Below are 24,466 nucleotides of genomic sequence, written 5' to 3'. Positions count from 1 at the left end.
GAGCGCCCGGTCGCGCTTCCCGGGCACCGGGAAGCGCGACCGGGCGCTCGGCTGCGTGCGGGGTGAGGGGCAGGATGGCCCGGTGGCCGAGCTCGACTACGCCCTCCTGGCCGACTACGCGCGCGTCGACGCCGACGGCACCCTGACCGCCGTCGGCGCCCACCGGGCCGTCATCGCGGTCGGCGCGCTGCCCGCGCAGCAGGTGCTGGCCGCGGCCGGGCGGCTGTGGATGGGGCGCCGCGAGCCCGCGGCGCACCTCGAGCTGTCGGCGCGCACCCCCGAGGGGGACGTCGGCACCATCGCCGCCTGGGAGGTGCTGCCCGGCCTGGAGCAGGCCGACCTTCCGGGCCGGGTGTCGGCCTGCTTCGCCCTCGCGGTGGTCGCGCCGCTGAGCTCCACCGGCGCCCACGTGCTGGTGCTCTCGGTCAACGGCGAGGCCGTCGCGGAGCTGCCGTTCGCGGTGGTCGTCGAGGTCTGAGGCCCGGAGCCGGTCCGGGCGCGACCGGTGGCGGGGAGCCCGCCCGCCCACAACCCCGCGTCACTCTCGGTGACTCACAGCAAAACCCGCACGGCGTCCCCGGCCCGGGGCTAGCGTCCCGGACGTGGGACGACCCGCCCTCGCGACAGGGCCCGCTGGCCAGGTGCGAACGCACATCGAGACGCTCGACGCCGCCTCCGGGCGGTGGGTGCGCGCCGCCGAGGCCGCCGGCATGGGCCGCAGCCGCTGGGTCGCGCGGTGCCGCTACCGGTGCGCCGACGGCGAGCTCCGCCAGGTGCGCGCGACGGGCCCGACCCGCGCCGACGCCGAGGCGTCCCTGGCCGAGGGCATCGCCCGCCGCGCGCAGGCCGAGGCCGCCGCGGCCGCTGCCGCCGACGACCGCGTCACCACCGTCGCCGATGCCGCCTCCACGTGGCTGGCGGTGCTCGAGGCCACCGGCGCCCGTCCCGGCACCCGTGACCTGTACCGCCGCTCGGTGGTCGCCCACCTGGTCCCCCGCCTGGGCATGCTGAAGGTGCGGCACCTGTCCGCGCCGGTCGCCGAGCGCTGGCTCGCCGAGGTCGCCGACCGCTCGGGGCCCGCTGCCGCCCGCACCGCCCGCAACTGCCTGCGCGGCGTCGTCGACGTGGCCCTGGCCAAGGGCACCCTCGAGACCGACCCGCTGGTCGGCGTCGCGGTGCCCACGGCGGCCGAGCCCGCCGCGGCCCGCGTGCTCACCGCCGACGAGGAGGCGCACCTGCTGGTGGTCGCCACCGCGGACGCCGACGCCGTGCGCCTGGGCCTGGTCGACCTCGTGGCCGTGCTGCTGGGCACCGGCGCCCGCCTCGGCGAGGCCCTGGCCCTGCGCTGGGAGGACGTCACCCCCGGCGACCCCGGCACCGGCACGGGCCCCGCGGTCCGCATCGCCGCCCGCATCGACCGCGCCGGTGGCCAGACCACCGGCGTGCGCCCCGTCGAGCCGGGACGGACCGTCCCGGTGGCTCCCCAGCTCGTGGCCGCCCTCGCCGCCCGCCGCGCCCGCGGCACCGCCGACGTCGGCGCGCGGGCGCTGGTCTTCCCGACCAGCCGCGGCACCGCGGGCGACCCGGCGGCCACCACCCGGCGCCTGCGCCGCCTCTTCGACGCCGCGGGCCTGCCCGAGGTGACCTCGCACGCGCTGCGGGCCACCCGCGCCCAGCGGCTGCTCGACGCGGGCGTGACGGCGGCGGAGGTCGCCGAGGTGCTCGGCACCTCGCGCCTGCGCACCGGCGAGGTCCGCACCACGGGCGCGATGCCCGTGGTGGCCGCCAGCACCGCCACCCCGGTGCCCGGCACCGCGCCCGTCGCGCCGGTCACGGCGTCGATCCCGCGCCAGCGCGCGGACGCGTCTCAGCTCGTCGAGGGCTGAGCCGCTCCCGCAGCCGCGGAGGCGGCTGCCGGGGTGGCTGACGGGGTGGCTGACGGGGTGGCTGCGGGGGCCGGGGCCTGCGCTGCCGCCTCGGGCGCCGGCTCCAGCCGGTAGCGCACCAGGCGCGAGGAGTTCAGCGCCACGAACACCGACGACGCGTTGTGGGCGACCGCTGCCAGCACCGGTGACAGCGCCCCCGCAGCGCCGAGCGCGAGCCCGACGCCGTTGACGGCGATCGACGCGCCGTAGTTCTGGCGGATGAGCCGCAGGGTGCGGTCGCCGAGGTCGCGCAGGTGCAGCAGGCGGCGCAGGTCGTCACCGACGAGGGCCACGTCGGCCGTCTCCACGGCGACGTCGGTGCCCGACAGGCCCATCGCGATGCCGAGGTCGGCCAGCGCGAGGGCGGGGGCGTCGTTGGTGCCGTCGCCGACCACCGCGACGGTGAACCCCTCCGCCTGGAGCTCGCGGACGACGTCCTGCTTGTCCTCCGGCATCACCTGGGCGCGGAACTCGTCGATGCCGAGCTCGGCCGCCACGGCCGCGGCCGTCTCGGGGTGGTCGCCCGTGAGCATCACGATGCGCCGCACCCCGCTGGCGCGCAGCGCGTCGAGCACCTCGCGGGCCTCCGGGCGCACCTGGTCGCGCAGGCTCACCAGGCCGGTCAGCCGGCCGTCGACGGCGAGCAGCAGCGGCGTCTCGGCCTCGCGCTGGAGCCTGTCGACCCAGCCGCGCGCGTCGTCGTCGACCTCGACGCCCTCCCGGGCCATGAGCTGCGGGCTGCCGACGAGCAGCACGCGGCCCGAGGCCATGACGCGCATCCCCAGGCCGAGGATGACCTCGCACTCCTCGTGCTCGGGGATGACGAGGTGCCGCTCCTCGGTGGAGCGGATCACGGCCTGCGCCAGCGGGTGGCGGGAGTGCACCTCGGAGTTGGCGGCCTCGGTGAGCACCTGCTCGGGCGTCCAGTCGTCCCGGAACGACAGCACGTTGGTGACCACGGGGCGGCCCAGGGTGAGGGTGCCGGTCTTGTCGAAGACGAACGCGTCGACGCGGCCCGCGGCCTCCAGGTGGGAGCCGCCCTTCATGAGGATGCCGCGGCGTGCGCCGTTGCCGATGGCGGCGCTGACCGCCGTGGGCGTGGCCAGCCCCACGGCGCAGGGGCACGCGACCAGCAGCATCGTCATGGCGCGGCGCACGTCGCGGGTGACCACGAGCACGCCGAGCGCCAGCAGGAACGAGGCGGGCACGAAGCGCCGGCTGAACGCGTCGCCGACGGTCTGGACGGGGGCGCGGTCGGCCTGGGCGTGCTCGACGCGGGCGATGATGCGACCCACCGCCGTGTCGGAGCCGGTGGCGGTGGCGCGCACCACCAGGCGGCCGCGCAGGACCACGCTGCCCGCGAGCACCGGGTCGCCCGCGGCGCGCTGCACCGGCAGGTTCTCGCCGGTGAGGGCGGCCTGGTCGACGACGGCGTCGCCCTCGACGACCTCGCCGTCGACGGGGAGGGTGGACTGGTCGTGGGCGACCACGAGGTCGCCGACGCGCAGCTCCTCCAGGGGCACCCTCACCTCGACGACGGTCGAGACGACCTCCCCCTCGACCACCTCGTGGGTCTCCCGGCGCACCCACGCCTCGGTCTGGGCGCCGGTGAGCAGGTCGGCGATGGCGCGGCGGGTGCGGCGCAGCGTCAGGTCCTGCAGGTACTCGCCGATGTTGAGCAGCCACAGCACCGTCAGGGCCACGACGTTCTCGCGCAGCAGCAGGCTCGCGATGGTGGCGGCGGTGACGAGGACGTCGGTGCCCAGCCCGCGGCCACCGGCGATCGAGCGCACGGCGCCCTTGAGGAAGGGGTAGCCGGCGAAGACCGTGACGCCGGTGGCGACGGTCCGCGACGTCGGGCCCAGCAGCGGCGGGCGCCCGAAGGCGTAGCGGCGCAGCCCGAGCAGGGCCAGCGCGACGCCGCCGACGATGATCCGGGCCACCTCGCCGTTGCCGACGTCGGCCGAGCGGGGGGTGCGGGAGGCGACGGCGCCGCGGGCGGGCGCAGCGCCGGTGGCCGCGGCGGCGCGGAGGGCGTCGAGGTCGAGGTGCCGGCGGTCGCAGTGGACGACCACGGCGCCGGTGACGGGGTGGGCGCGCACGAGGTGGACGCCGTCCAGGGCGTCGAGCGCGTCCTCGACGGCCACGGCGCGCGCGGGCTGGCCGCGCATCCAGTCGGCCTGGAGGCGCACCCGGCCGCCGTGGTCGGTGACGACGGTGACGACGGGGGCCGGGGGAGCGGCGGCGGGGGACGCGGCGGGGGAGGCGGCGACCGCCGCCCCCCCGTCAGCTGCGGAGGCGGTGGTCACGGCGGGGGACCTCAGTGGTCGTGGTCGTGGCCGTGGTCGGCCGAGGGGGTGCGGGGCACGGGCGCGTCCTCGCCGAGCTCGGCGTGGGCCTGGGCGACCACGTCGCCGGTGGCCAGGCGCAGCTTCTCGACGCCCACCTCGGCCGCACGGCCCGCGCGGATGCCCAGCTTGGTGGTCGACACCGCGGTGCGGCGCAGCGCGCTCGGCCCGCGGCCGTCGGAGACGGCCTTGACGATGCCGGCGGACGCGGCCGCGGTGAGCAGCAGCTTGCCGAGCGGGGCGATGACTCCGACCACGGGGGACCTCCAGGGCGACGCGGGTTCGCGGGACGACGTGCAGATGAGAACCGTACTCGTCAACGCAGCGCAACCGATCTTAGCGGGGGGGCCCCGAACGGTCACCGGCCCGACGGGCGCCCGTCACCGGCGGGTGGCCCGCCGGAAGGGGCGGCTCGCCACCCTGGGCGGCGTGAGGGTCGCCGTCGTCACCGACTCGTTCCTGCCCGCCGTCAACGGCGTGGTGCGCTCCGTGCTGCGGGTGCTGGAGCACCTCGAGCAGCAGGGGCACACCGCGCTGGTGGTCTGCGCCAGCCCCGGCGCCCCGGCGCAGGTGCACGGCGCCATGGTGGTCGACGTCCCCTCCCTGGGGCTGCCCGGCTACGCCGAGGTCCGCGTGCCGCTGCCGTCGGCGACCCGGCTGCGCGCCGTCCTGGCGGCCTTCGCGCCCGACGTCGTGCACCTGGCATCGCCCTTCGGCCTCGGGGGCACCGCCGCGCGGGCCGCCAACGGGCTGGGCGTGCCGGTGGTCGCCGTCTACCAGACCGACGTCGCCGGGTTCGCGAGCCGCTACCCGCTCACGGCGCGCATCGGCAGCGCCCAGGAGGCCGCCTGGTGGCGGGTGGAGGCCATCCACCGGCGCGCCGAGGTGACGCTGGCCCCCACCGAGACCACCGCGGCGCAGCTGCGGGCGCGCGGCATCCCCCGCACCCGGGTGTGGGCGCGCGGCGTGGACGACCTCTTCGACCCCGCCCGCCGCGACCCCGCGCTGCGCGCCGCGCTGGCCCCCGGCGGCGAGGCCCTCGTCGGGTACGTCGGCCGCCTGGCCCCGGAGAAGCGGCTGGAGGACCTCGCGGCCCTGGCCCACGTGCCCGGCACCCGCCTCGTGGTGGTCGGTGACGGCCCGTCGCGAGCCCGGCTGGAGTCCCTGCTGCCCGGCGCGGCCTTCCTCGGGCAGCTGTCGGGCGAGCGCCTCGCCGCCGCCGTCGCCAGCCTCGACGTCTTCGTGCACACCGGTGAGCACGAGACCTTCTGCCAGGCCGCCCAGGAGGCCCTGGCCAGCGGGGTGCCCGTGGTCGCCCCCGCGGCCGGCGGGCTGCTCGACCTGGTCGACCCCAGCCGCACCGGCTGGCTCTACGCCCCCGGCGACACCACCGACCTGCGGGCGCGGGTGGCCGACCTCACCGGTGACGCCGCGAAGCGCCGCGCGTTCGGTGAGGCTGCGCGGGAGCGCACGCGCGGACGCACGTGGAGCGCGGTGTGCGACCAGCTCGTGGGCCACTACCGCGAGGCCGCTGCCCTGCCCGTCTGAGACCGGCGGTGGGTGTCAGAGGTCGAGCACGTGGTGCGCGCCCATGACGACCAGCATCTGGCGCGCGGTGCCGTGCAGGCCCTCCAGGCGCAGGCGGTGCGGGCGCACCTGCCGCGACAGGCCGATGAGGAAGCCCAGGCCCGCCGAGTCGACGAAGTCGACGGCGTGCAGGTCGACCACGCGCGTCGCGGCCAGCTCGGCCGGCTCGAAGCGGTGGGCGGCGACGGCGTAGACGTCGATGTCACCCGTCAGGACGAGGCGGCTCGGGTCGGCTGCGTCGAACGCCATGCCCGCCTGCGGGTGCGCGGGCTCGTCGAGGGGCACGTGGACATGCTGGCCCACTCCGCGCCCGGCCGCGCGACCGCCCCCCGCGTGTCCACCGCGGTGAGGACCCGCCGCCGTGCGACGGTGGTCGTGTGGAGATCCCTGCGACGCCCCCGGCGACGACGGGCGCGTGGCGCGGGTGAGCGCGGCGACCGCGCGCCGCACGCGCGCCGCGGCTGCGACCGCCGTCGCCGCCGGCGCCCTCGTGGCGGCGGCGCTGGTCACCACCGCGGCCCCGGCGCAGGCCCTCGGGAGCGCCCGGTGGGGCGGTGACGACCGCTACGCCACGGCGGCCCGGGTCTCCCGGGAGTCCTTCCCCGACGGCGCGTCCGACGTCGTCGTCGTCAACGGCTCGCGCTTCCCCGACGCGCTGGCGGGAGCGCCGCTGGCCGCGCTCCACGGCGGCCCGCTGCTCACCGTCGACGCGCGCTCCGTGCCCGCCGCCACCCGCGCCGAGCTGGAGCGGCTGAGGCCGGAGGTGGTGCGGGTGGTCGGCGGGCCGGTCTCGGTCAGCGACGACGTGCTGCGCGAGCTGCAGCGGCTGGCGCCGAGCGTGCAGCGGATCGAGGGCGACGACCGGTACGCCACGGCGGCGCGGGTGGCGCGCACCGAGTTCGCCGACGACGCCGACGAGGTGGTCATCGCCTCCGGCGAGGCCTTCCCCGACGCCCTCGCGGGCGGCGCGGCGGGCGCCGCCGTGGGCTCGCCGCTGCTCCTCACCGGCCGTGACGCGCTGCCGCCGGCGACGCGCGACGCGGTGGCGGAGCTCCGGCCGACCCGCATCACGCTCGTGGGCGGGACGGCGGTGGTGAGCGCGCAGGTGCAGCAGCAGCTGGAGGCCCTCGCCCCCGGCGCCGTCGTCCGCCTGCAGGGCGCCGACCGCTACGCCACCGCCGCGCGTGTGGCCCAGGACACCTGGGAGAGCGCCCCCTCAGCGCTGCTCGCCAGCGGCGAGGCCTTCCCCGACGCGCTCGCCGGCGCGGCGCTCGGCCGCCCGCTGCTGCTCACGAGCCGCGGGTGCCTGCCCGGCGCCACCGCCGCCGCGTACAGCGCCCTCCGCGTGCAGGACGTGACAGCGCTCGGGGGCCCCACCGCGCTCAGCGACGCCGCCCTCGGCGGGCAGGCCTGCCCCTGACGCACCCCGCCGGCACCGGCGCGGCTCAGGCCCGCCGCGCTCCGGGGAGCCACCGCGCCAGGCGCTCCAGCCCCTCGGCCAGGTCGGCCCGCGACGCCGCGTACGACAGGCGCACGTGCGTGCCGGCGAGGTGCTCGCTGAAGTCGCGCCCCGGGGTGAGCGCCACGTGCGCCTCCTCCAGGGCCCGCTCGCACAGCTCCCAGGCGCCCAGCCCGGTGCTCGAGACGTCGGCCCAGGCGTAGAAGGCGCCGTCGGGGGCCACCGGGACCTCGAGCCCCAGGCGGGCCAGCCCGTCCAGCGCCAGCGCCCGCCGCCCCAGCAGGTCGAGCCGGCGCTCCTCCACCAGCGCCAGCGACGACGGCGTGAACGCCGCCACGGCCGCGTGCTGCGCGGGCGTCGAGGCGCAGATGAAGTAGTTGGCCGCCAGCCGCTCCGCCAGGGGCACCGCCGCCTCCGGCAGCACGCACCAGCCCAGCCGCCAGCCCGTCATCCCCACGTGCTTGGAGAAGCTGCCGATGACCACCGCGTCGTCGTCCAGCGCCAGCGCGCTCAGCGGCGGCCGCGGCGCCCCACCGCCGGGCGGGACCACGGGGTCGGCCAGGTCGAGGTAGATCTCGTCAACCACCCGCCACGCCCCGCGCTCGCGGGCCAGCGCGCACAGCTCCGCCAGCTCGGCCTCCGGCACCGACGTGCCCGTCGGGTTGGACGGGCTCGCGACGAGGACCGCGCGCGTCGAGCGCGTCCACGCGGCCGCAGCGCTCGCGGTGTCGAGCTGGTACCGCGTGGCCGGGGTGGTCGGGACCGCGACGACGCGCCCGCCGGCGCCCTCGACCATCTGCCGGTTGCAGGGGTAGCTCGGGTCGGCCAGGAGCACGCCGGTGCCCGGGTCGACCGTCAGCGCCACCACGAGGAGCAGCGCCGCCGACGCCCCGGCCGTGACGACGACGCGCCGCGGGTCGACGTCGACGCCGTGGCGCTCCCCGTACCGCCGGGCCACCGCCTCGCGCAGCGCGGGCAGCCCCAGCGCCGAGGTGTAGGGGAGCGGGCGCCCGTCGAGCAGCTCGCGGGCGGCGGCGAGGACGTCGGGCGGGGCGCCCGCGTCGGGCTCGCCCAGGCTGAGCTTCACGACGTCGTGCCCCGCGGCCTCCAGCTCGGCGGCCCGCTGCGCGAAGGCCATCGCGTGGAAGGGCTCGACGGCCCGCGCGCGCAGGGAGGGGATCACCGGGCTGCCTCGCGCACGCCGCCACCCTGCCACGGGTCCTGCCGCGGGCGCCGTCGGCGGAGGGCGCGCTCAGAGCGCGACGAGCCCTGGGTCCTGCCGCGCCCGAGCGCCCGGGGACCCGCTGCGGGCAGCGAGGTCGAGCACGAGGTCGGCGATCCGGCGCGAGGCGGAGCCGTCGCCGTAGGGGCTGGGGCGCTGCGCCAGCGCCGCCAGGTGGTCCGGGTCGAGCAGCTCCGCGGCCGCACCGGGGACGCCCGCGGGGCGTGCGAGGCGGCAGAAGCCGGCGCTGACGCTCTCGGGGCGCTCGGTGCTGGTGCGGACCACGACCATCGGCCGGCCCAGCACCGTGACCTCCTCCTGCAGGCCGCCGGAGTCGGAGACCACCAGCTGCGCCTGCGCGGCGAGCGCCAGGAACGTCGCGTGGTCGAGGGGCTCGACCACCCGCAGCGAGCGGGGCGTGGTGAGCCCCGCGGCAGCGATGCGCGCCGTGGTGCGGGGGTGCGCGGGGAGGAGCACGGGCGCTGGCAGCAGGTCGAGCGCCCGCAGGAGCGCGGCGAGGGCCACCGGGTCGTCGGTGTTCTCCGGGCGGTGCACGGTCGCGAGCACGAAGAGCATCCCCGCGAGGTGCACCGAGCGCAGCACCTCGGCGGCGCGGTGGGGCCGCTGCAGGGAGGCGAGGGTGGCCTCGACCACCGGGTTCCCGGTGACGTGCACGGCGGCGCGGTCGGCGCCGGCCGCCAGCAGGTTGGCCGCGCTCTCCGGGGTGGGGGCGCAGTGCACGTCGGCCAGGGCGCCGATGACGAGCCGGTTGACCTCCTCGGGCATGCGCCGGTCGTGCGAGCGCAGCCCCGCCTCGACGTGCACCACGGGCAGGCCCAGGTAGTGCGCCGCCTGGGCGCCGGCGCTGGCGCTGTTCGTGTCGCCCTGCACGAGGACGGCGTCGGGCCGCAGCTCCCGCAGCGACGCCGCCAGCCCGGTGATCATCGCGGCGACCTGGTCGGCCCGGGCCAGGCCGCCCACGGGGGCGGCGGGCGGCTCGACGTCGGTGAGCCCGAAGGCGTCGACGACGTCGCCGGCGAGCGCCCTGTCGTAGTGCTGACCGGTCAGCAGGGTGCGCACGCGCGCCCCTCGGCCGGTGAGCTCGTGCACGACGGGTGCGAGCTTGATGATCTCCGGGCGCGTCCCCATGACGGCGGCGACGACCGGCTGGCGGCCGGGGCGGCTCACGCGGGGGCTCCGTTCCCGGTGGTCGCGGCGCGGCGCAGCAGGGCGCGACCGGCGACGACGGCGACGGCCGCCCCCGCGAGCGCGACCGGCCACCCCTCGAGGGGCAGCGCCGGGGTGGGGACCACGACGGCGTTCTCGCCGCACGACACCTGGCCGACGTCCACCGCCACCGTGCCCCCGACGACCGACGCGGTCAGCGCCGTGGTCCCGCCCGAGCCCGCCGCGGCGAACGTGGAGCTCCCCCCGGTGCCGAGGGCGAGCACCCCGCTGATCCCCGCCGAGGCCTGTCCGGCGCTGAGGCCGGTGCTCACGAGCGGTGCGGTCAGGCGCGCGTTCGTGACCACGGTCTTCGTGGTCCCCCGGGCGGTGCTGCTGGCGGTGCAGCTGGCGACCAGGGCGTCGGCGGTGACGGTGATGAGGGGCGTCAGCGCGATGCGGACGCCGCCGCCGCCCGCGTTGACGGCGCACGAGCCGTCGGCCCCGATCTGGATGCTGCCGCCGCTGCCGACGAGGCCGGCGCAGGCCGCCGACGTCCCGTCGGCGAGGGCGCGGACCTTCGAGACCACCAGGCCCGCCGTCACGACGTCCTGCGAGGAGGGCGCCCCGCCCGAGCCGCCTCCGGTGTCGGGGTCCGTGCCGTCGCTGGTGGCGCTCGCGGCACCGGCACCGACCGACGCGCCCAGGGAGGTGGTCACGCCGAGGGCCCGCGCCGACGCCTTCGCGGTGTCGGCGTGCGCCGCCGCGGGGACCAGCGCCAGGGCGGAGGCCAGCGCCGCCGTCGTCGTCCACCGGGTCCACGAGGTCATCGCTGCGCTCCTGAGGTGGCGCCGGCCGCTGCCGGGACGGGGGTGCGGGGGAGGGGGGTCTCGACCGGGTGGGCGGACCGGGCGGTGGTGGTGCGCGCGGTCTTCTTCCAGTCGTGGCGCCCGCGCACCACCCGCCACAGGGCCCACCACACGGCGGCCTGCAGCAGGTAGGCGTAGGCGGCGTTGGCCAGGCCGAGCGCGAGGGCCCGGCGGCGGCTGACGTGCCCGCCGGAGGCGTGGCGGTACAGCGGGCCCCACATGACGTGGGGCACCACGCCGAAGACCAGCGCCAGGGGCAGCAGGCCCCAGGCGCCGCTGACCCACCAGCCGGCGGCGCCGCCCGCGGTGGTGAAGGCGTAGTGGAGGTCGACGCCGATCGCGGCGGGGAACACGAGGGCGCCCAGCAGCTGCGACCACGGCACGGCCAGGTAGTAGGTGATCTCCAGCGCGGCGGTCAGCGGCACCACCGGTGAGGTCACGACGCTGCGCCAGTAGCGGGCGCACTGCATGCCGCCCTGGGCCCACCGGCTGCGCTGGCGCAGCAGCGGCTTCACCGACAGCAGCCCGGTCTGGGCCACGAAGGTGTCGTCGGTGTACTCGGTGCGCCCGCCGGTGAGGAGCACGTGCAGGCCCAGCTCGAAGTCCTCCAGCAGCGCCCCGTGCCAGGGGACGTCGTGCTCGGCGGCGATCCTGTCGAGGGTCGACAGGCGCGTGAACTGCCCGTTGCCGCCCATCCCGACGCTGCCGGTGGCGCGCCGGAGGGTCTGCATCGCGGCGATCGGGCCGGTGAACTCGAGGTCCTGCAGCTGCACCAGCAGCCGGTCGCCCGAGGGGTCGGCGGCGTCGACGAGCGCCAGGGGGCAGGTGCTCGTGAGGGCGTCGACGTCCTCGACCACCCGCACCTGCACCTGGACCGCCGACACCGCCGGGTCGCCGAAGAGCTCCGGGCCGCAGACCACGGCCAGGCAGGAGGGGTCGAGCCGCGCGTCGGCGTCGACGACGCCCACGAGCACCCGCGACCTGTCGACGTCGGGACCGAGCTCGGCGTCGATGGCGCGCCAGGCGGCGTTCAGCGCGGCGCCCTTGCCCTGCCGGGCCTCGGGGGCGTGGCGGCTGACCACCCGCACGGACGGCCACACGCGGGCCGCCTGGGCGAGCAGCTCGCCGGTGGCGTCCTCCGAGGCGTCGTCGACGCACCAGACCGTGGCGTCGGGGAAGGCCGTGACCAGGTGCTGGACCGTGCCGGCGACGACCTCCTCCTCGTCGAGGCAGGGCACGACGAGGTGGACGGCGTGGTCGACCGGCCCGGTGCGCGCCGCGCGCCGCGGCTGCACGAAGCGCCGCGTGATCAGCCCGACGTACGACAGGAAGGCGACGCACAGCAGGAACGCGGCGGTGTTCAGCAGCGCGAGCCAGGTGCGGGGGTCATCCACGGCGGTCCTCCGGGGTCTGCGTCCGCGCTGAGCGCTGGGTCGGGATGGCGGACGCGGCCGGGAGGACGACCACGGCCGGGGCCGTCACCGGAGCTGCTCCCAGAGCTGCCACCGGAGCGGCGGCCGGGGGGCGGGGCGCCTCCTGGGCCCGCTCGGAGCGCCGCTGGAGCCGCCGGCGGGTGGGCTGGGTGATGATGTGCAGGAACAGCAGCGCGGCCGTGACCACGCCGACGGTGCTCAGGGCGGTGCCCACCAGCACGTGCGTGGCGGAGTAGCCGCGCTCCAGGCCCAGCAGCCGGATCCCGGAGAGGATCACGAGCAGGCGCAGCTGGTTGCACGCCGCGACGACGGCGACCGCGGCCGCCAGCGCCGCCAGCGCGCGCAGCGCGGTGGTGCGCTGCACGGTGAGGACCACCGCCGTCCCGAGCACGAAGGGCAGCAGCAGGAAGGCCACCGTGCAGCCCAGGGTGATGCCGTAGCCGACGGCGCGGCCGTCCAGCTCGAAGACCACCGCGGTGCCGACCCGGTGGGCGTCGTGGACGCCGGTGGCGCGGGCCACCAGCGTCGACAGCGCCGCCTCGCCCAGCTGGATCCAGCGGCCCGCCGCCAGCACGGCGACGAGGGCCGCAGCGCAGAGGACGGCGACGGCGGGGCGGGCCAGGCCGACGTCGAGGTCGTCGTCGACGCCACCGGAGGAGCCCCCGGGGAGCGCCTCCACCGCGGTGGTCGCGCTCACGTCAGCGGGTCCCGCGGCGCGCGACCAGCAGGTCGCCCTCGGCCGCGGCCCAGACGTCGGCGAGCGTGCTCTGGCCGCGGCGCAGGGCGCGGCCCGACCGGGCCTGCGGCAGCGCGTCGGCGACCCCGGCGAGGACGGCGTCGGCGACGGCGCCCGCGTGCTGGCCCTCGACGGCGCAGCTGAGCAGGCCGAACTGCCGGGGGCCGGTGCGGGCGACGGTGCTGGAGGAGCCGGCCACCTCGGTGAGCGCCTGGGCGGCGCGCCGCAGCCCGCGCGTGGAGCTGACGGCGCCGACGTCGACGAGGGTCACGGCGGCCGGCTCGGCGAGGGAGCGGCCGCGCTCGTCCTCGTCGTGGAGCAGCCGGCCCCAGGCGCGCCGGTCGGGCAGGCGGGTCAGCGCGTCCCTGCTCGCGGGCGGGGTGGCCCACGCCGCCTGGCGCGTGGCGCGGACCTCACGCAGCTCGCGCGCCAGCGTCGTGCCGAGGAAGTGGGCGTGGCGGGTGACCCGGGCGCGCAGGCGCTCGTCGTCCTGGGTGGGCGTGGTCGACCAGCCGCACAGGCTCCCCAGGCGCTCACCGCCGGGCGCGAGGACGGGGGCGCCGACGTACGCGCGCAGCCCCCACCGCTCCGAGGCGGTGCGCAGCACCGGGTCCCTGCGGCGGCGGAGGTCGGCGACGTGGACCGCGTCGGACCCGGTCTGCGCGACGCTGCAGATCGTCTCGTCCCAGCGCGCCTCGGTGCCGATCGCGGAGGCCGTCGCCCCGGTGCTCGACAGCAGCGTCCAGCTCCGGTCGGCCACCCGGGCGAGGCCCCACATCTCGAAGGCGTCCCCGGCGTCGGCCGTGAGGCCCGCCAGCGTGAACTGCGTCACGGGCGACCAGAGGTGGTCGTCCTGCACCGCCAGCTCCGAGGTCCGCCCGCCGGACAGCTCGGTGGGTCGCTCCGCGCGCACCGCCGTGATCGTCATCGCCCCTCCTCAGGAGTGAGCCGCTCCACCGCGGCGTCCAGTAGGTGTCGGAGCCCTGCGGTGGGTGCCGCAGGTCGCTGCCCATGACTCGTGGGAGGGCGGCAGGCGAAGAGCGCGGTCCGCGCGCGCCGCGGCCGATGGCCCGGACGGGTTCGTCCGGTGAGGTGACGATGACGCGGCGGCGACCGCGTCGAGGTCCTGCGGGGTGCGCCCCGCGCGGGGGCGTCCCAGCGCAAATTCTAGTAATACTCAGGGATGCTCCTAGACCGGGCAGTGCAGCGCCGTGCGATCGGTGGTGCTCTCGCGAGCGCCGCCGCGGGCAGGGGGAGGTCGGTCCTCGTGACCGGCGAGCCGGGAGACGGCTCCAGCGCCCTCCTCGACGACGCGGCGCACACCGCCGCGGCCGCCGGCGGGCGCTGGCTCGTGCTGGTCGCGCGCGGCGCTCCCGACGAGGTCGAGCTGGACAACGCGCTCCTGCAGCAGGTGCTGCTGCCGCTGCTCGACGAGGTCGACGCCCTGGGAGTGGCCCTGGACGCCGCGCCGCGGGCGGCGCTGGAGGTGGCGGTGGGCCGGCGCGCCCCCCTGCCCGGGCTGGCGCCCCTGCCCATGGCGGTCCTGCTGGTGCTGGAGGCGGTCGGGCGCAGGCGGCCGGTGCTCGTCGTCGTCGACGACGTCCAGTGGGCCGACCCGTCCTCCACGGCGGTGCTGCGCTTCCTCGGCCGCCGCCTGTCGCGCACGGCGGTCTGCGTGGTGGGGGCGGCCCCCGGCCACCAGCCCGCCCGGGGCGCGGTGGAGGCCGACGTCGTCGTGCCCCTGACGCCCCTGGGCCGCGAGGCGGTCACCGCCCTGGTCGACGAGCGCTCGCCGGACCTCGACCCGCTCGAGCGCGAGCGGCTGGTCGACCTGGCGCAGGGCCGTCCGGGCCGCCTCACCGACCTCCTCGACCTCCTCGACGACGCGTCGGCGGGCTCCGCGGTCACGGGCTCCGGGGCCCTCGCCTCCGGTCTGCGCGCAGGCTCGGGGCCGTGGCTCGACCGGGTCCGCGAGGAGCTGGCCGGGCTCGCCCCGCGCGAGCGGCAGCGGCTCCTGCTGCTCGGGCTCCTCGACGAGCCGGCGGCCGCCGTCCACGTGGAGGCGGTGCTCAGGCACCTCGGCCCCGAGGGAGGCGGTGGCGCGGTCCGGAGCGGTCTCGAGGTGACCGCACCCTCCGCCACGAGCGCCCCGGACCCCTTCCTCGCCGCCGTGGCCGCCGCGGAGGCCGATCCCGACGACGTCGCCCGCGCCCGGGGTGCCTGGCACGAGGTGCTCTGCCGCGCCTCCGGGGTGGACGGCCCCTCCTCGGGGGCCGACGAGCGCGCCCTCAGGCTCGCGGCGGAGGCCCGTCGCCACCGGGCGCACCTCTCCACCGGCGCCGACCCGGCGCTCGCCGCCGGGCTGCGCCGCAGCGCCGGGGCCCTGCGGGGCTACGACGGGCGCCGCGCCGGCGACCTCTTCGCCTTGGCCGCCGCCGTCGACGACGACCCCGCCTCCCGTGCGACGTCGTTGCTGCTGGCCGCTGAGCAGGCCCTGGTCTGCGGGCGCGCCGGCGTCGCAGCAGCGCTGAGCGCGGGGGCGAAGGGCGCGTCGGGACCGCACGTCCTCGGCGCCGCCGAGCGCCTCCGGGCCCTCGAGGCGCTCGACCGCGAGGACGCGGGTGCGGCGGTCGGGCACCTGGAGCGGGCCCTGGACCACCAGGTGGACGCCGCCGCTCCTCCCGCCGGGCACGGCGCCGCTGCGGCCGCCGCAGCGGAGGCCGTGGCGACCGCCGCCGCGCTCGTGGTGGTCGGCGGCCGCCGGGCCGTCCCGAGCCGCGCCCTGGACCGGGCGGCGGCGCTGCTGCCCGGCGCGGCGGGCGCTCGGGTGCGGTCCCTGGCGCGGCTGACCCAGCTGTGGGACGCCTGCGAGCCCGCGGAGCAGCAGGAGGCCCTCACCGATCTCGCGGAGGTGCTCGGTGCGACCTCGCTGCCGGTGCTGCGGCGCGCCGTCGCCCTCGCGCGGGTGCTCGGGCGCCTCGGTCCCGTGGTGGAGGTGGTCGAGCGGCGGGCGGCGGCGCTGCCGACGACCGGGCCCGGTGCCGTCGACCTGCACCTGGCGGGCTGCGCCGCGCTGCTGGAGACCTCCGTGGCCCGTGGGGCGGACCACCTGCGGCGCGCACGGGCCGCCGTCCGTCACGCCCCCGGGCGCGCCGCGGCGGTGGAGCAGGCGCAGGAGCTGGTCAGCGTGCTCCAGGAGGGAGGGGTCCTGGCGGGTGCCGCCACCGGGACCGCTCCCGGGGTCGCCCCGGTGGACGCGGACGCGGCCGCCGTCCCCGTCCACCGCCTCGCGCCGACCACCGAGGCGGCCAGCGCCCTGTGGAGCGCCGCCTACCGCCACCGCCTGCGCGGGGAGATGGGCGAGGCGGCGGACGCGCTCGCACTGCTGTGGCCCGACACCCCCGCCGTCGCGAGCCCCGCCGCGCTGACGCACGCGCTGCCCCTGGTGCACGCCCTCGCCGAGACCCGGGGGGAGGGCCCGCTGCTGCGGCGCGTCGGCGAGGAGGTCTCGGCCTGGGCCCGGGGCAGCGGCGCCCCGTTCGCGGTCGTCACAGACCTGCTCTGCCGGGCCGTGCGCACCCCGGTCGCGGCCGAGAGGCTCGCCCTCATCGAGCAGGCGGCCGCCACCCCCGGCGGACCCGTGGTCTCAGGCCCCGCCCAGCTGGCGCTCGGCATGCTCCTGCGCCGCGCCCGCCGTGGCGTCTCGGCCCGGGAGCCGCTGGAGCGCGCCGCCACGGCCTACGAGGCCATCGGGATGCACGCCTTCGCGGTCGTAGCCCGCCGCGAGCTGGCCGCCACCGCACCGCAGCGGCCGCCCCGCCGGGTCGGGTCCTCCACCCTCACCAGCCAGGAGCAGGTGGTCGCCGAGCTGGCGGCGTCCGGGGCCAGCAACGCGGAGGTCGCCCTCAGCCTCGGCATCAGCTCGCGCACGGTGGCCCACCACCTGCAGCACGTGTACGCCAAGCTCGGCATCACCGGCCGCCGCCAGCTCGCCGCGCGGCTGGTGCGCCCCGGCGCCGCTGGCGCGTCCGGTGCCCCTGGTGCCCTCGCCGCCCCGGGGGCGGTGGCCTCGCGCTGAGCCCCCGCAGCGGGGAGGCCCTCAGCCGGTGGTCGGGGCGCCGCCGAGGGCGGCGGCCTCCCGGGCGCGGGCCGCGGCCTCGCGGCTCGTGCGCACCCCGTACTTGCGCCGCGCCGAGGCGAGGTGCTGCACCACCGTGCCGCGCGCCAGGCCCAGCGCCTCGGCGATGGCGGGTGCGCGCTCACCCGCTTCCACGCGCTCCAGCACCTGGCGCTCCCGGGGCGTGAGCTCCACCCGGGCCAGCCCCCGCTGCGCCGCGCGCTCCAGCCGGTCGAGGTCTCCCGCGCTCACGAGCACCACCTGGCCGCCGGTGCTGCTGTCGAGCAGCACGCGGACCTCCCCGCGGGACACCTCGTCGAGGAGGGCCGCCCAGTCGGCGGGGGTGGCGGTCAGGTCTCTCGGGGCGGGACGGTGCGGCACGGGCGGCTCCGGTCGGACGAGCAAGATCACCAGTCGGCGCACACCCTACGGGCCGCCCCCGGTGGTGGGTCCGCGTCGGGTGCACGGGGGACCCGGCCGCGTGGGGCAGGATCCCGACGTGCCCTCCGACGCCCTCGAGCCACCGGCCCCGCGACGGGCCCGCCGGCCGGCGCTGTGGGCCGAGGCGCTGCTGGTGGTGGCGTTCCTGCTCGCCTACGAGTCCGTCCAGCGCTTCGCCGGGGCCGACCTCGCCTCGGCGCTGGCCCGCGCGCGGGCCCTGCGCGAGGTGGAGGAGGCGCTCGGCCTCGCCCCCGAGCGCGCGCTCGACCACCTCCTCGCGGGGTCGCGGTGGGCGTCGCTGGCCGCGGCGTCCTGGTACCAGGCGCTGCACCTGACCGTCACCCCCGCCGTCCTCGCGCTGGCGCTGTGGCGCCTCCCGGAGCGCTACCGCGGGGTGCGCAACGCCTTCTTCGCGATGACCGCGCTGGCCCTGGTCGGGTACTTCGCCCTGCCCACCGCCCCGCCGCGGCTGCTCGCGGGCTACACCGACGTCGTCGCCGCGGCCGCCGCCGACGGGTGGTGGGCGGCGCTGCCGGCCCCCGGCGCCGCGGGGGCCCCGGCCGGCGTCGACCAGCTGGCCGCGATGCCGTCCATGCACGTGGGCTGGGCCCTGTGGTGCGCGCTCGTGCTGCGGCAGGTGGTCAGCTCCCGGTGGGCCCGGTGCCTGGTCGCGCTGTACCCGGTGACCACCGCGCTGGTGGTGCTCGGCACGGGCAACCACTGGCTGCTCGACGTCGTCGCCGGGGCCGGTCTCGCCGGGGGCACCTGGGCGCTGCTGGCCGGTCGCCCCGCCGAGCAGCGGGGCGGGGCGCCGCAGCCGGCGGGCGTCCTCGCCGGCAGCCGGACCTGACGCCGGCTGCACCTGGAGCGCCGGGGGCGCTGGGGGCTCAGCCGCGCAGCGCGTCCGTCAGCAGGGCCACCAGCACCTCGAGCTGCACGTCGGTGGTCGCGGCGACCTCCTCGTCGGAGCCGTCCAGGGCCCGCGCCGCGAGCCCCGCCTTGCTGTCGATGAGCTTCGCGATGCGCGCGTCCACCGTCTGCGCCGCGATGATCCGCCACGCCGTCACCGGCTCGGTCTGGCCGATGCGGTGCGCCCGGTCGATCGCCTGGGTCTGCTCGGCGTCGGTCCACGACAGCTCGGCCAGGACCACGTTCGAGGCCACCTGCAGGTTGAGGCCCACGCCGGCCGCGGTCAGCGAGCAGACCGCCACGGCGACGTCGGGGTCGTTGACGAAGGCGTCGACCTGCTGCTGGCGCGCGCTCGGCGTCTGCCCGCCGCGCACCGAGGAGAAGCGCACGCCCTGCCGGGTGAAGGACTCCTCGACTGCGTCCATGACGTCGATGTGCTTGGCGAAGAACACGACCTTGCCGGCGCTGCGGGCCAGCTGCGCGGCGTAGTCGGCGGCCAGCCCGGCCTTGGCCCGGCCGATGCGCCGCACCACGCTGAAGACGTTCTCGCCGGTGTCGGTGGCGGAGTCCTTGAGCTCGGCCCTGGCCACCCGGCGCACGAGGTCGTGGTCGATGGCGGCGACCTCGGCCACGGCCACGTCCAGGCCCTCCGCCGCGGCGAGGCCCTCGACGTCCACGACCTCGGAGGTGCCGGTGCCGGCGGGGTCCGTGGTGTCGGTGGCGTCGGAGCCGTCCGCGTCGTGCTGGTCGACGGCGAGGGGCGCGCCCGCGTCGTCGTCGGCCTCGGGGTCGGCGGGGGCGTGCACGGGGATGCCGGAGGCCGCGCGGTGGGCCATGGCCCGCTCGTAGCGCTCCACCATCCGGGCCGCGAGGGCCGCCTCGGCCGCGCGGATGGAGCGGGCCTCGGCGCCGTCGAGGTCGACGGGGAGGTCGGCCACCCGGCGGGCCGGGATGTCGGCGGCCACGTCCACCTTGCGGCGGCGCACGATGCCCAGGTCGATGACGGCGTGCCGGGCGTTCGGGTAGAACTCCGGGTCCGCCGGGGTCAGGTCGGCGTCCTCCAGCTCGTCGATGAGCGGCGGCAGCGGCCGGTCCGCGTCGATCCAGCCCAGGAAGCGCCAGATGGCGCGGAAGTCGTCGACGTCGTTGATCAGCGGCGTGCCGGTCAGCGCCATCATCAGCGGCCGCACGGTGCGCGAGCGGATCCGGTCGGCGATCTCCAGCACGTTCTGGGAGCGCTGCGAGGTCGTGTTCTTGATGAAGTGCGCCTCGTCGACCACCATGCCGCGGAAGCCGAAGCCGCCCAGCCAGCCCATGTGCCGGTCGAGCACCTCGTAGTTGACGATCACCACGTCGGCGAAGCCGTTGATGTTCTCGCCGCTGCCCTGGATCACGGTCGCGGCGCGGTGGGGCGTCCACAGGCCGGCCTCGCGGGCCCAGTTGGTCTTCACGACGCTCGGGACGACGACGAGCAGCGGGTACGCCGCAGCGGCCTCCGCCGCGAGCAGCGCCTGGGCGGTCTTGCCCAGGCCGGGCTCGTCGGCCAGGAGGAAGGTGCGGTGGCCCTCCGCGGCCGCGGCGACCACCTGCCCCTGGTGCTGCATGAGCTCGAGGCCGCGCGGGGTGTGCGCCGACGAGGGCGGGGGCAGCGGCATGCACGCCACGTCACCGCCGGAGGCGCGCTCGAAGGAGCTCAGCAGCGCGGGGACGAGGTCCCACCGGCCCAGGCGGCGCGGTCGGGTGGAGCGCTGCGGGGCGGCGGCGACCGCGGAGAAGTCGGGTGCGAGGAACGGGTTGGCCAGCTGCCGGGAGATGACCGACTGCGGCACGGCGCGGCGCTCGGGAGCGGCGACGGGGGTGGCCGCGACGTCCTCGGGCTCCTCCTCCGGCTCCGGCTCGGGGGCCACGCCGGCGGCGGAGAGCAGGTCCCGCTTGTAGGTCAGCGCCGCGGAGGACACGACGGCGTCCTCCTCCAGCAGGGCGAGCAGGTCGGCGTCGCGGACGGCGGCGACCGCCAGCGTGGTGGCGATCCCGTCGAGGCGCTTCAGCTGCTCGTTGCGGCGGCCCTCGCTGGTGCCGGACGCGCGGACGCGGGCGCGCTCCTCGCGCAGGATCAGCGCGACGGCCTGGAACTTGGTGCGCACCGCGGGCGTCACGCGCCCGTTCTTCACGGCGTTCTGCACGTCGCGCACCGTGTCCGTCATCACGGAGACGACGTCGCGGCGGCGTGCGGGCTGCTTCTTGGTGGGAGCAGCACGGCGGGTGTCCGCTCGGCGCTGGCCGGGTCGAGCCAAGTACGTCCTCCAACACGGGGGTGCCACACGAGCCGATCGGCGTGCGGAGCGCCGCAGCGCGCCGCACGGTCCCATCGGCAGGACCGGTCTCCGCCCTGAGCGGGGGCCCAGCGCGGCCTGCGCCGGGAGCCGGCGCGGACGGGCGCCTGACGCCGAGCTGTGCGGTGCTCGGCCCGTCCCGTCCCCAGGATGCCACTGACGGGGCCGGGGTGACCGCCGACGGGGCACGGACGTGATCTCCCGGACGAGAAGGCGATCCCCGCCGGGTGGAAGCCGACGGGGACCTGGCCCTGCAACCTGGCGAAAGGAGCAGGACGTGCCCCCATCGTGCCACCAGGCCCACGGGGGCGCTGCAGCGGAGCCCCCGACCGGCCCAGGTGCGGCTCAGCGGCCGAGCAGGCCCACCCCCCGCGAGCCGGCGCCGGCGCGCTGCCCCTGGTCCCAGCCCGAGCACCAGGCAGGACCCCCGCTGCTGCGGTAGACGACGACGTTGCCGTCGGACTGGGCGCGCAGCACCGAGCCACCGCTGCCCCAGGTGTAGCTGTGCCACAGCACCCTACCGTCCGAGGCCGTGACGACGGCGTTGCCGTCCTGCTGGAGCGTGAAGCGGGCACCGGGGTTGCCGTGGGTGCCGGCGTGCCACAGCGGGCGGTCGTCCGGGCCGTAGGCGACGAGGTTCCCGTCGGCCTGGAAGGCGAGGCCGTAGCGGCCGTTCGGCGCCATCAGCCACTGCCCACCGCTCATCGACCGGCCGGCGCTGAGGCGGTCACCGAGGTTCGTGCCGGCGCCGCCGCCCTGGTCGCCGCCACCTCCCTGGTTCCCGCTGCCGCCGCCGGGGGCGGGGACGGCGGCCCGGGCGGGCACCTCGACGGGGGAGGAGCCGCAGGAGGGCAGGAAGGCGGCGAGGGCGTCGCGCTCGGCGGTGTCGACCGACAGGTTCCAGCGGTACTTGACCTGGACCTGCTCGACGGCGAAGCGGCAGGTCGCGGCACCGCCCGCCGGGGGCCGCCACTCGGCGAAGTCCTTGTCGGCCTTGGCCTGGTTGGAGGCGGAGGAGACGGCCACCAGGGTGGGGGCGGAGTCGAGGTCGTTGGCGAAGGCGCGGCGCTGGTCGGCGTTCCAGCTCCGGGCTCCGGAGCGCCAGGCCTCGGACAGCGCGACGGCGTGGTCGATCTCGAGGTCGGCGGTGTTCGCTGTGGTGGCGCCGTCGTAGTAGCTGACCCACTGGCCGGTGAGGCTGCAGGAGCGGGAGCCCTGCCGGACGGGGACCGTCGACTCCTGCTCCAAGACCTCGCGGCGGGTGTCGCAGCCGTCGCGGTCCGCGTCGACCCAGTGCTCGAAGTAGTCCCTGCTGTAGGCCGGGCTGTTCGACTCCGGCTCCACGACGAGCTGGCGCAGCAGGTCGGTGGGCAGCGCCGTCGCCGCGGACGCCGGCAGCGCCCCGGCCACCAGGCCGGCTGCCGCCACGGCCGAGGCGGCGCTCGCGGCGAGGATGCGTCGGATCGAGCGGTGCACAGGGTCCCCCCGGACTCAGACCGGCGTCGTCGCCGGTGGTGAGCGAAGGCTAGTTGCCCTGTCAAACGATCTTGGGGTTCCTCGAGCGCCCGGGTGGGCGCCCTCCGCCTGGTGGCGAAGGGCGCCTCTCCCCCCGATCGTCGGGCCCCCCAGCCCGACACCACATCCATCGGCGACTCCGGCGAGATCTTGATTGCCTCTGCGTACTTCATTCGGGGGACGCGGTGGCGGTCCCGCGGGTGCGGAGTCGCCGGGCGCACCCGCTCGGCCGCCGTTAGCGTCGACCGGGTGTTGCCTGAAGTACCCGCCGAGCCGGCGGTGCGCCCCGGGGACCCCTTCCCCGCAGCCCTCTGGCTGCTCCGCCACGGCGAGAGCGAGGGCAACCTCGCCAGCGAGGCGGCCTGGGCCGCCGGCGCGGAGGCGCTGGACCTGGACACCCCCGACTCCCAGGTGCCGCTGAGCGCCCGCGGGCGCGACCAGGCGGGTGCCGTGGGCCGCTGGCTCGCGGGACTGCCGGAGTCCGAGCGCCCCACGCGCGTCCTGGTCTCCCCCTACCGCCGCGCGCGCGAGACCCTCGCGAGCGCGCTGGCCTCCGGGGGCCTCGACCTGCCCGTCACGGGCGACGAGCGGCTGCGCGAGCGCGACCTCGGCGTCCTGGACGGGCTGACCGGTCACGGCATCCTCGCCCGCCACCCCGAGGAGGCCGAGCGCCGCCGGCGCCTGGGCAAGGTCTGGTACCGCCCGCCGGGCGGGGAGAGCTGGGCGGACGTCGTCGGCCGGGTGCGCGGCGTGGTCGCCACCGCCCTGCCCCGGCACGAGGGCGAGCGCCTCCTGCTCGTGACCCACCAGGCCGTGGTCATGGCCTTCCGCATCGTGCTGGAGGGGCTGGACCCGGAGGAGGCGGTCCGCATCGACCACGACGACCCGCAGCCCAACTGCGCCCTGACCCGCTACGCGACGGGGCCGGACGGCGTCCGCCTGGTCCGCTACGCCGACACCGCCGCCGTCGAGGCCTCGACGGCGGCCGTCACCGAGGAGCCCGGCGCCGATGTCCCCCACTGAGGCCACCACCGTCACCTCCGCCGTGCTGCGCGCGTGGCCCCTCCCAGCCGCCGGCGGTGGCAAGGACGCGCGCGGGCGGGTCGTCATCGTCGGCGGCAGCGACCAGACGCCCGGGGCGGTCCTGCTGGCCGCCGAGGCCGCGCTGCGCTCGGGCGCCGGCAAGCTGCAGGTCGTCACGGCCGCCTCCGTCGCCCCCGCGCTCGCGGTGGCGCTGCCGGAGGCCCTCGTCGTCGGGCTGCCGCAGGGCCCCGGTGGCGACGTCGACCCGGACGCGGCCGACGAGGTCGTCTCCACCGCGGACGGCGCGGCGGCCGTCCTGGTGGGCCCCGGCATCCGCGACGTGGACGTCGCCCGGGAGCTGTGCGAGCGCGTGCTGCCGCGCCTCGGCGACGTGGGGGTGCTCGTGCTGGACGCCGCGGCGCACGCCTGGGTGGGCGCCTCGCGCGGCGCGCTGCGCCGCACCGGCGCGCGGGCGCTGCTGACCCCGAACCCCACCGAGCTCGCGCTCACCCTGGGCGTGGAGCGGGACGCGGTCACGGCCGACCCGGCGAGCCACGTCCGCGAGCTGGCCACCAGCGAGGGCGTCGTCGTCGCCGCGGGCGGGGAGGAGTCGTGGACCTCCGACGCCGAGGGCCGCCTGTGGGTCGACCAGGCCGGCGGGGCGGGTCTGGGCGCCTCCGGCAGCGGGGACGTGCAGGCGGGGCTGGTCACCGGGCTCGCGGCCCGGGGCGCCAGCCCGGCGCAGGCCGCGGTGTGGGGGGTGCACCTGCACGGGCGGGCCGGTGACCGCCTCGCGGCGAGCGTCGGTCGCCTGGGGTTCCTCGCCCGCGAGCTGGGCGCGGAGGTGCCGCACGTCCTCACCGAGATCGAGGCGTGAGCGCCCCCTGCGCTCGCAGTCTCGAGCGAGGGCCCAGGTGCGGCCCCGCGCGACGACGAGCTGGGCCCAGCCGTCGAGGGCGCGCTGACTGACGTCCGTCGGACACGACCCGCAACGGCAGCGTGAGGCGGTGCGCCCCGTCGACCTCCGACCCGCGGATCGAGGGACGGCCGGCAGGCGTCCCGTCCCGTCGTCCTGCGTCTGATGCGCCTCAGCCCGCTGACCGGGGCTGGTGTCTCACGGACGCGGGAGCAGCTCATCGGAGTCCACCAGGCCGGGCGCACGGCTGCGGGCAGGACGACGAGAGCCGTGTCGGGCATCCCGACGCGGGTGCGGGGTGTGCCTCCTGGGCTGGCCGTCGTGCCCGGCGACTGCACCTCCGGGGTCCGCTCCCACGCCGTCTCGACGCCGTGCACCGCTGGAGGGCACGCCGAGTCGTACCGCTCCTCACCACCGGTGGACGCAGCCCGCGGTGCCCGGTCGAGCGCCCGCCGGGGCCCGCGACGTC

Annotated in this window: 20 protein-coding genes; 8 read left to right on the top strand and 12 right to left on the bottom strand. The window is 77.9% G+C overall.

Annotation, left to right across the window (positions count from 1 at the left end):
* Positions 1-82: 82 nt before the first annotated feature.
* Entirely contained in the window at positions 83-478 is a 396-nt protein-coding gene (locus tag F1641_RS09720) for a DUF6941 family protein (protein ID WP_194904750.1), read from the top strand.
* A 163-nt stretch (positions 479-641) separates the two neighbouring features.
* Complete coding sequence (gene xerC / locus F1641_RS09715) at positions 642-1,886, top strand: tyrosine recombinase XerC (RefSeq protein ID WP_194904748.1); 1,245 nt, start codon at positions 642-644, stop codon at positions 1,884-1,886.
* Here xerC and F1641_RS09710 read toward each other — a convergent pair.
* Positions 1,868-4,096: a cation-translocating P-type ATPase gene (locus F1641_RS09710; protein ID WP_194905133.1), complete on the bottom strand. Its 2,229-nt coding sequence runs from the start codon at positions 4,094-4,096 to the stop codon at positions 1,868-1,870. The two genes, xerC and F1641_RS09710, sit on opposite strands and share 19 nt — an antisense overlap.
* A gap of 149 nt (positions 4,097-4,245) precedes the next feature.
* On the bottom strand, positions 4,246-4,530 hold the full coding sequence (locus tag F1641_RS09705; protein WP_194904747.1) for a DUF1490 family protein: 285 nt from the start codon (positions 4,528-4,530) through the stop codon (positions 4,246-4,248).
* A gap of 172 nt (positions 4,531-4,702) precedes the next feature.
* Between F1641_RS09705 and F1641_RS09700 the strand changes: the two genes are divergently transcribed.
* Complete coding sequence (locus F1641_RS09700) at positions 4,703-5,821, top strand: glycosyltransferase family 1 protein (protein WP_309225521.1); 1,119 nt, start codon at positions 4,703-4,705, stop codon at positions 5,819-5,821.
* A 15-nt stretch (positions 5,822-5,836) separates the two neighbouring features.
* Here F1641_RS09700 and F1641_RS09695 read toward each other — a convergent pair whose 3' ends face one another.
* On the bottom strand, positions 5,837-6,145 hold the full coding sequence (locus F1641_RS09695) for an STAS domain-containing protein (protein ID WP_206690810.1): 309 nt from the start codon (positions 6,143-6,145) through the stop codon (positions 5,837-5,839).
* 139 nt (positions 6,146-6,284) lie between these two features.
* Between F1641_RS09695 and F1641_RS09690 the strand changes: the two genes are divergently transcribed.
* Entirely contained in the window at positions 6,285-7,280 is a 996-nt protein-coding gene (locus tag F1641_RS09690) for a cell wall-binding repeat-containing protein (RefSeq protein WP_194904745.1), read from the top strand.
* A 25-nt stretch (positions 7,281-7,305) separates the two neighbouring features.
* On the opposite strand, the gene F1641_RS09685 is transcribed toward F1641_RS09690, so the two are convergent.
* From F1641_RS09685 to F1641_RS09660, 6 genes are all read right to left on the bottom strand, one after another.
* Positions 7,306-8,457, bottom strand: coding sequence for an aminotransferase class I/II-fold pyridoxal phosphate-dependent enzyme (locus F1641_RS09685; protein ID WP_194905127.1), 1,152 nt, complete (start codon positions 8,455-8,457; stop codon positions 7,306-7,308).
* A gap of 114 nt (positions 8,458-8,571) precedes the next feature.
* A complete protein-coding gene (wecB, locus tag F1641_RS09680) occupies positions 8,572-9,729 on the bottom strand; it encodes a non-hydrolyzing UDP-N-acetylglucosamine 2-epimerase (RefSeq protein ID WP_206690809.1) in 1,158 nt (385 codons plus the stop codon).
* Complete coding sequence (locus F1641_RS09675) at positions 9,726-10,535, bottom strand: hypothetical protein (protein ID WP_194904744.1); 810 nt, start codon at positions 10,533-10,535, stop codon at positions 9,726-9,728. The genes wecB and F1641_RS09675 overlap by 4 nt, the downstream gene beginning before the upstream one ends.
* The gene (locus tag F1641_RS09670; protein ID WP_194904742.1) at positions 10,532-11,968 is read right to left on the bottom strand and encodes a glycosyltransferase family 2 protein; all 1,437 of its coding nucleotides are present in this window, start codon (positions 11,966-11,968) and stop codon (positions 10,532-10,534) included. Before F1641_RS09670 ends, F1641_RS09675 begins: the two co-directional genes overlap by 4 nt.
* Positions 11,961-12,704: a hypothetical protein gene (locus F1641_RS09665; protein WP_194904740.1), complete on the bottom strand. Its 744-nt coding sequence runs from the start codon at positions 12,702-12,704 to the stop codon at positions 11,961-11,963. The genes F1641_RS09670 and F1641_RS09665 overlap by 8 nt, the downstream gene beginning before the upstream one ends.
* Position 12,705: 1 nt before the next feature.
* Complete coding sequence (locus tag F1641_RS09660; RefSeq protein WP_194904738.1) at positions 12,706-13,671, bottom strand: hypothetical protein; 966 nt, start codon at positions 13,669-13,671, stop codon at positions 12,706-12,708.
* A gap of 255 nt (positions 13,672-13,926) precedes the next feature.
* On the opposite strand from F1641_RS09660, the gene F1641_RS09655 reads away from it, so the two are divergent.
* Positions 13,927-16,821 carry a LuxR family transcriptional regulator gene (locus tag F1641_RS09655; protein ID WP_255514215.1) on the top strand — a complete coding sequence of 965 codons (2,895 nt, stop codon included), beginning with the start codon at positions 13,927-13,929 and terminating at the stop codon, positions 16,819-16,821.
* A 21-nt stretch (positions 16,822-16,842) separates the two neighbouring features.
* On the opposite strand, the gene F1641_RS23145 is transcribed toward F1641_RS09655, so the two are convergent.
* Entirely contained in the window at positions 16,843-17,241 is a 399-nt protein-coding gene (locus F1641_RS23145; protein ID WP_194904734.1) for a response regulator transcription factor, read from the bottom strand.
* Positions 17,242-17,359: 118 nt separating this feature from the next.
* Between F1641_RS23145 and F1641_RS09645 the strand changes: the two genes are divergently transcribed.
* Positions 17,360-18,151, top strand: a complete 792-nt coding sequence (locus F1641_RS09645; protein ID WP_194904732.1) for a phosphatase PAP2 family protein — start codon at positions 17,360-17,362, stop codon at positions 18,149-18,151.
* A gap of 37 nt (positions 18,152-18,188) precedes the next feature.
* Here F1641_RS09645 and F1641_RS09640 read toward each other — a convergent pair whose 3' ends face one another.
* Both F1641_RS09640 and F1641_RS09635 read right to left on the bottom strand, forming a co-directional pair.
* On the bottom strand, positions 18,189-20,504 hold the full coding sequence (locus tag F1641_RS09640) for a DEAD/DEAH box helicase (RefSeq protein ID WP_194904730.1): 2,316 nt from the start codon (positions 20,502-20,504) through the stop codon (positions 18,189-18,191).
* 384 nt (positions 20,505-20,888) lie between these two features.
* Positions 20,889-22,019, bottom strand: coding sequence for a DUF1524 domain-containing protein (locus F1641_RS09635; RefSeq protein WP_206690808.1), 1,131 nt, complete (start codon positions 22,017-22,019; stop codon positions 20,889-20,891).
* Positions 22,020-22,307: 288 nt separating this feature from the next.
* Between F1641_RS09635 and F1641_RS09630 the strand changes: the two genes are divergently transcribed.
* Positions 22,308-23,081, top strand: coding sequence for a histidine phosphatase family protein (locus F1641_RS09630; RefSeq protein WP_206690807.1), 774 nt, complete (start codon positions 22,308-22,310; stop codon positions 23,079-23,081).
* On the top strand, positions 23,068-23,958 hold the full coding sequence (locus tag F1641_RS09625; protein WP_194904728.1) for an NAD(P)H-hydrate dehydratase: 891 nt from the start codon (positions 23,068-23,070) through the stop codon (positions 23,956-23,958). The genes F1641_RS09630 and F1641_RS09625 overlap by 14 nt, the downstream gene beginning before the upstream one ends.
* Positions 23,959-24,466 lie beyond the last annotated feature (508 nt).

The organism is Quadrisphaera sp. INWT6, assembly GCF_015390235.1.
GTDB lineage: Bacteria > Actinomycetota > Actinomycetes > Actinomycetales > Quadrisphaeraceae > Quadrisphaera.
The sequence above is the reverse complement of the archived record's forward strand: the minus strand, read 5'-3'. Positions and strand labels throughout refer to the sequence as shown.